The following is a 4373-nucleotide window of genomic DNA, read 5'->3' on the forward strand; positions in this document are numbered from 1 at the left end:
CTCCTCCTGAATGGCGGCGTTGAATTCCGCGCCCAACATGATTGCGAAGCCGGCGAAGAAGGCGAACAGTAGAAACGCGATCGGTGTGGCCAGTGCGCCGTAGGTGTAGCCGGTGCCGGTGATCCACCACAGATAGATGCGCAGCCCCAGGGTGGCGATCACGAAGGCCACGCTGGCCAGTGTCGCACCGAAGATCAGCCGATGCGACGGCAGCGGTTCGGGCAAGGCCACCCGATACAGGATCACCACGGTGACGATCAGGCCGGTGAGCAACGCCGGATAGTAGCCGTAGGCCAGCACGTCCTGCAGACCGTCGGGGATGAATTCGGCGAGCTTGCGCGGCCCGCGCACCATCAGCGGGGCAGTGACGATCAAAATCAGCAGCATCACCACATACAAGAGCAGCGCGAACAGCCGTTGGCGCACCGGATGGCGCAGTGGGGTCTGGTCGTGGGCCTCGACCACCGAATCGACGAACGCGGAAATTGCCGATGATCCCGCCCACAGTGAAATCAAAAACCCGAGGGACACCACTTCACCGCGGGCACCCCGGTCGATGTCGGCAATCGTCGGTTCGATGATCTGGTGGACCACGCTCGGGGAGAAGACTTTGTTGGACATCGACACCAGGCGTTGCTCGATTCCAGCCATGGTGTCCGGCCCGAACAGTGGCGCCACGTAGGCGAGGCTGCCCAGCATTCCCAACAACAGCGGCGGCAGGGACAGCGCTGACCAGAACGCGGCCTGCGCCGACTCCGAGAAGATCGAGTCGTCCCAACTCTTGGATAGCGCCCGGCGAGTGATGCGCCAGATGTGGTGGCGCGAGGGCTTCACTGGTCTGTCACTCATGACCAGTTCAGGATTCCTGACGAATGGTCCTGCCGTCCAGACTGCCGATGGCGAGCCGCGGCTCAGGACTCCAGCGGGATCGCGTTGGCCTCGAGCACGGCAGACAGCTCGATCAGCCTGGCCTCGTGCTCGTTGGCGTGGTGCTGGCAGAAGAGGAGTTCGGCGCCGGAAGGCAGCTTGGCGCGTACACGGGCGGCAGCACCACACCGGTCGCACCGGTCAACTTTGGTTAACTCGGGAGTGGTCAAAGTCGCGTTCATGGCTACTCCTTCTGGCCGTAACTCACTGTCTCAGATATCAACGCGTTTGGCCGTCTTCACCACGCGTTTACCGGCTGTGTCGTTTCTCACTTCTGTGCGTTTGGCGCTGCGGGCAGGATGGCGCTATGAGCCACCGTCCGGCGGTGCTGGTGCACCTGTGTCCCACCGACGAGTGGTCGTCCGCCGGGACCCGGGGCGAGCTGCGACCCGAGTCGCTTACCAGCGCCGGATTCGTCCACCTTTCGACGCCCGACCAGGTGCATCTACCAGCCAACCGCCTTTACCGCGGTCGCGACGACTTGGTGCTGTTGTACATCGATCCGGCCCGTCTGGACGCACCCATTCGATGGGAACCGGGGGTGCCAACGGATCCGCAGTCGATGCTGTTCCCGCACTTATATGGCGCACTGCCGGTTGCTGCTGTGATCAGTGTCACTACCTACCGGCCCGGCGCCGACGGCAGCTTCCCGCCGGCCGGTGAATCGGCGACCGAGTAGGCGTCGGCTTCGATCTCCACCAACAACTCGGGCGCTATGAGCGCGGCTACCTCGACCATGGTGGCCGCGGGGCGGATCTCACCGAAAACCTCGGAATGCACTGCCGCGACCTCACGCCAACGGGAAATGTCGGTCACGTAGATGCGAGTGCGGACCACGTCGCTGAGCATCGCTCCCGCCTGATTGAGAGCGGCCTCGATGCGGCGCAAGGCTTCTCGAGTTTGTGCGCCGATGTCATCAGCGGGTCCCGGACCGGTTGTCCCGGCTACGGCGACGTGTGGGCCGATCCGGACCGCGCGGGAATAGCCGACGGTCGACTCGAAATCGGATCCGGACGAAATAAGGGTGCGGCTGGCCGACATTCGGCCAAGTTAGGCCAGCGGCGTCGCCGGCGCAGCCGAATTACCCGTGGCGCAACGTGAGCGGGTGCCGCCTGACGGAGCTCAGTCCAGGTAGTCGCGCAGGACCTGCGAACGGCTGGGGTGGCGCAGCTTCGACATCGTCTTCGATTCGATCTGGCGGATGCGTTCGCGGGTCACGCCGTAGACCTGGCCGATCTCGTCGAGGGTGCGGGGCTGGCCGTCGGTAAGGCCGAAGCGCAGCCGCACCACACCGGCTTCGCGCTCTGAGAGCGTCTCGAGCACCGACTGCAGCTGGTCTTGCAGCAGCGTGAACGACACGGCGTCGACGGCGACCACCGCTTCGCTGTCCTCGATGAAGTCGCCGAGCTGGCTATCACCCTCATCACCGATGGTCTGATCCAGTGAGATCGGCTCGCGGGCGTACTGCTGGATCTCCAGCACCTTCTCCGGGGTGATGTCCATTTCTTTGGCCAGTTCTTCAGGCGTGGGCTCTCGGCCCAGATCCTGCAGCAGCTCGCGCTGAATACGGCCCAGCTTGTTGATCACCTCGACCATGTGCACCGGGATGCGGATGGTGCGGGCCTGGTCGGCCATCGCGCGGGTGATCGCCTGGCGGATCCACCAGGTCGCGTAGGTGGAGAACTTGTAACCCTTGGTGTAGTCGAACTTTTCCACCGCGCGGATCAGGCCCAGGTTCCCTTCCTGGATCAGGTCGAGAAACGCCATGCCGCGGCCGGTGTAGCGCTTGGCGAGCGAAACCACAAGCCGCAGGTTGGCTTCCAGCAGATGGTTTTTCGCGCGGTCGCCATCGCGACAGATCCACGACATGTCACGACGCTGGGCGGCGGGCAACTTCTCGCCGCGATCGCTCAGCTCGACCATCAGTTGCGTGGCGTACAGGCCGGCCTCGATCCGCTTGGCCAGCTCCACCTCTTCTTCGGCGTTGAGCAGCGCCACCTTGCCGATCTGCTTGAGGTAAGCCCGGACCGAGTCCGCCGATGCGGTGAGCTCGGCGTCCTTACGGGCTTGGCGCAACGCCTCAGACTCGTCTTCATCCCAGACGAAATCGCCTGAGGCTTTGTCTTTTTCACTCGGCTCGACGATCTCTTCTTCCTCGACTGTGGCTGCGTCGGCGGCCTTGGCTGGGGTAGCTTCGGCATCTTCTTCGGTGTCGGCCGCGTCGCCCTCGGACGCCTCAACCTCGAGGTCCTCCAGGTTCAGCTCTTCCTCGAGGTCGATTTCCTCGACGGGCTCAGCCTCGATGTCGGGCTCACCGTCGAGCTCGTCGATTTCTTCTTCGGTGTCGAGCTCATCTGCCACGACCTCGACATCTTTAGGAGCCTCTTTTGACGACGTCGCCTTCTTGGCGCGGCCCCGGACCGGCTCGGACTTGGCGGCAGCGCCCTTAGTGGCAGTGCGCGCCTTAGCCGGTGCGGCCTTGACGGACTTCGCCGGTGCTTTCGCGGCGCGCGTCGCCGTCTTAGCCGCTGCCTTTGTTGGCGCCTTGGTGGCCCGTCGTGCGGTGGCCGAGCCATTGGACGACTTGGCCGTCGACCCTTTTGCCCCAGCGGCGGCGGAAGACTTGGCGGCGGTACGCCTCACCGGCTGCTCGGCTGCCGGTCGTGCTTTGGTCGCTGCCACGTAAACCCCTTCGGTAGGACCCACTTCCGGTGCTCTAGGGCATGCTCAACCGGAAAATATCGGCTATGTCGAATGTCGGCGTCGATTATCAGTCTGGATATTCGCCGCTCTCGCTCAGGCGGCTGCCGGAGACCATTGTAACGACAGCTCAGCAATACCCCGGCCTGAGCGCGCAAATTCAGTGCGTCACGTCGCTGGTCGACGCCATCGCCGCGCCGACGATTCCCGCGCTGTTCTGCAGGGTGGCGGCAACTACCGGAGTGCGGTTCTTAAGCAGGGGCACCCATTTGTCGGCTTTGCGGCTGATCCCGCCGCCGGCGATGAACAGCTCCGGGCACATCGCGTTCTCGATAGCGACCAGTACCTTCGTCACCTGCTTCGCCCACTTTTCGTAGCTCCAGCCGCGGTTGTCCCTGACCGATGACGCGGCACGATGTTCAGCTTCTTTACCGCCGACCTCGAGGTGCCCGAACTCGGTGTTGGGCAGCAAAATCCCGTTGTGAATGACCGCCGACCCGATTCCGGTTCCGAATGTGAGCAGCACCACCACGCCGGTGGTGTCTTTGCCCGCCCCGTAGCGCTCTTCAGCCAGCCCCGCCGCGTCGGCGTCGTTGAGAACCACGATCTGCTGGCCGCCCAATTCGGAGCTGATGACGTCGCTGGCGTTTGTGCCGATCCAGGCCTTGTCGACGTTGGCCGCGGTTCGGACGATGCCGTGCGTGACGACACCGGGATAGGTCACCCCGAGCGGGCCGGTCCAGCCG

6 protein-coding genes are annotated in these 4373 nt (G+C 64.1%); 1 reads left to right on the forward strand and 5 read right to left on the reverse strand.

Annotated elements, in window-relative coordinates; genetic code table 11:
• On the reverse strand, positions 1-849 hold an 849-nt coding region (locus tag WAN71_RS16715), incomplete at its 3' end, for a YihY/virulence factor BrkB family protein (RefSeq protein ID WP_422226405.1).
• A gap of 62 nt (positions 850-911) precedes the next feature.
• On the reverse strand, positions 912-1109 hold the full coding sequence (locus WAN71_RS16720) for a DUF7455 domain-containing protein (RefSeq protein WP_422226406.1): 198 nt from the start codon (positions 1107-1109) through the stop codon (positions 912-914).
• Positions 1110-1234: 125 nt separating this feature from the next.
• Between WAN71_RS16720 and WAN71_RS16725 the strand changes: the two genes are divergently transcribed.
• Complete coding sequence (locus tag WAN71_RS16725; RefSeq protein ID WP_422226407.1) at positions 1235-1606, forward strand: DUF952 domain-containing protein; 372 nt, start codon at positions 1235-1237, stop codon at positions 1604-1606.
• On the opposite strand, the gene WAN71_RS16730 is transcribed toward WAN71_RS16725, so the two are convergent.
• The 3 genes from WAN71_RS16730 to ppgK all read right to left on the reverse strand — a co-directional run.
• Positions 1549-1968, reverse strand: a complete 420-nt coding sequence (locus tag WAN71_RS16730) for a RidA family protein (protein WP_422226408.1) — start codon at positions 1966-1968, stop codon at positions 1549-1551. The genes WAN71_RS16725 and WAN71_RS16730 overlap by 58 nt on opposite strands.
• An 81-nt stretch (positions 1969-2049) precedes the next feature.
• Positions 2050-3609, reverse strand: a complete 1560-nt coding sequence (locus tag WAN71_RS16735; RefSeq protein WP_422226409.1) for an RNA polymerase sigma factor — start codon at positions 3607-3609, stop codon at positions 2050-2052.
• 178 nt (positions 3610-3787) lie between these two features.
• On the reverse strand, positions 3788-4373 hold a 586-nt coding region (gene ppgK / locus WAN71_RS16740), incomplete at its 5' end, for a polyphosphate--glucose phosphotransferase (RefSeq protein ID WP_422226410.1).

The organism is Mycobacterium sp. (assembly GCF_049280035.1).
In the GTDB taxonomy this organism is placed as follows: Bacteria; Actinomycetota; Actinomycetes; order Mycobacteriales; family Mycobacteriaceae; genus Mycobacterium.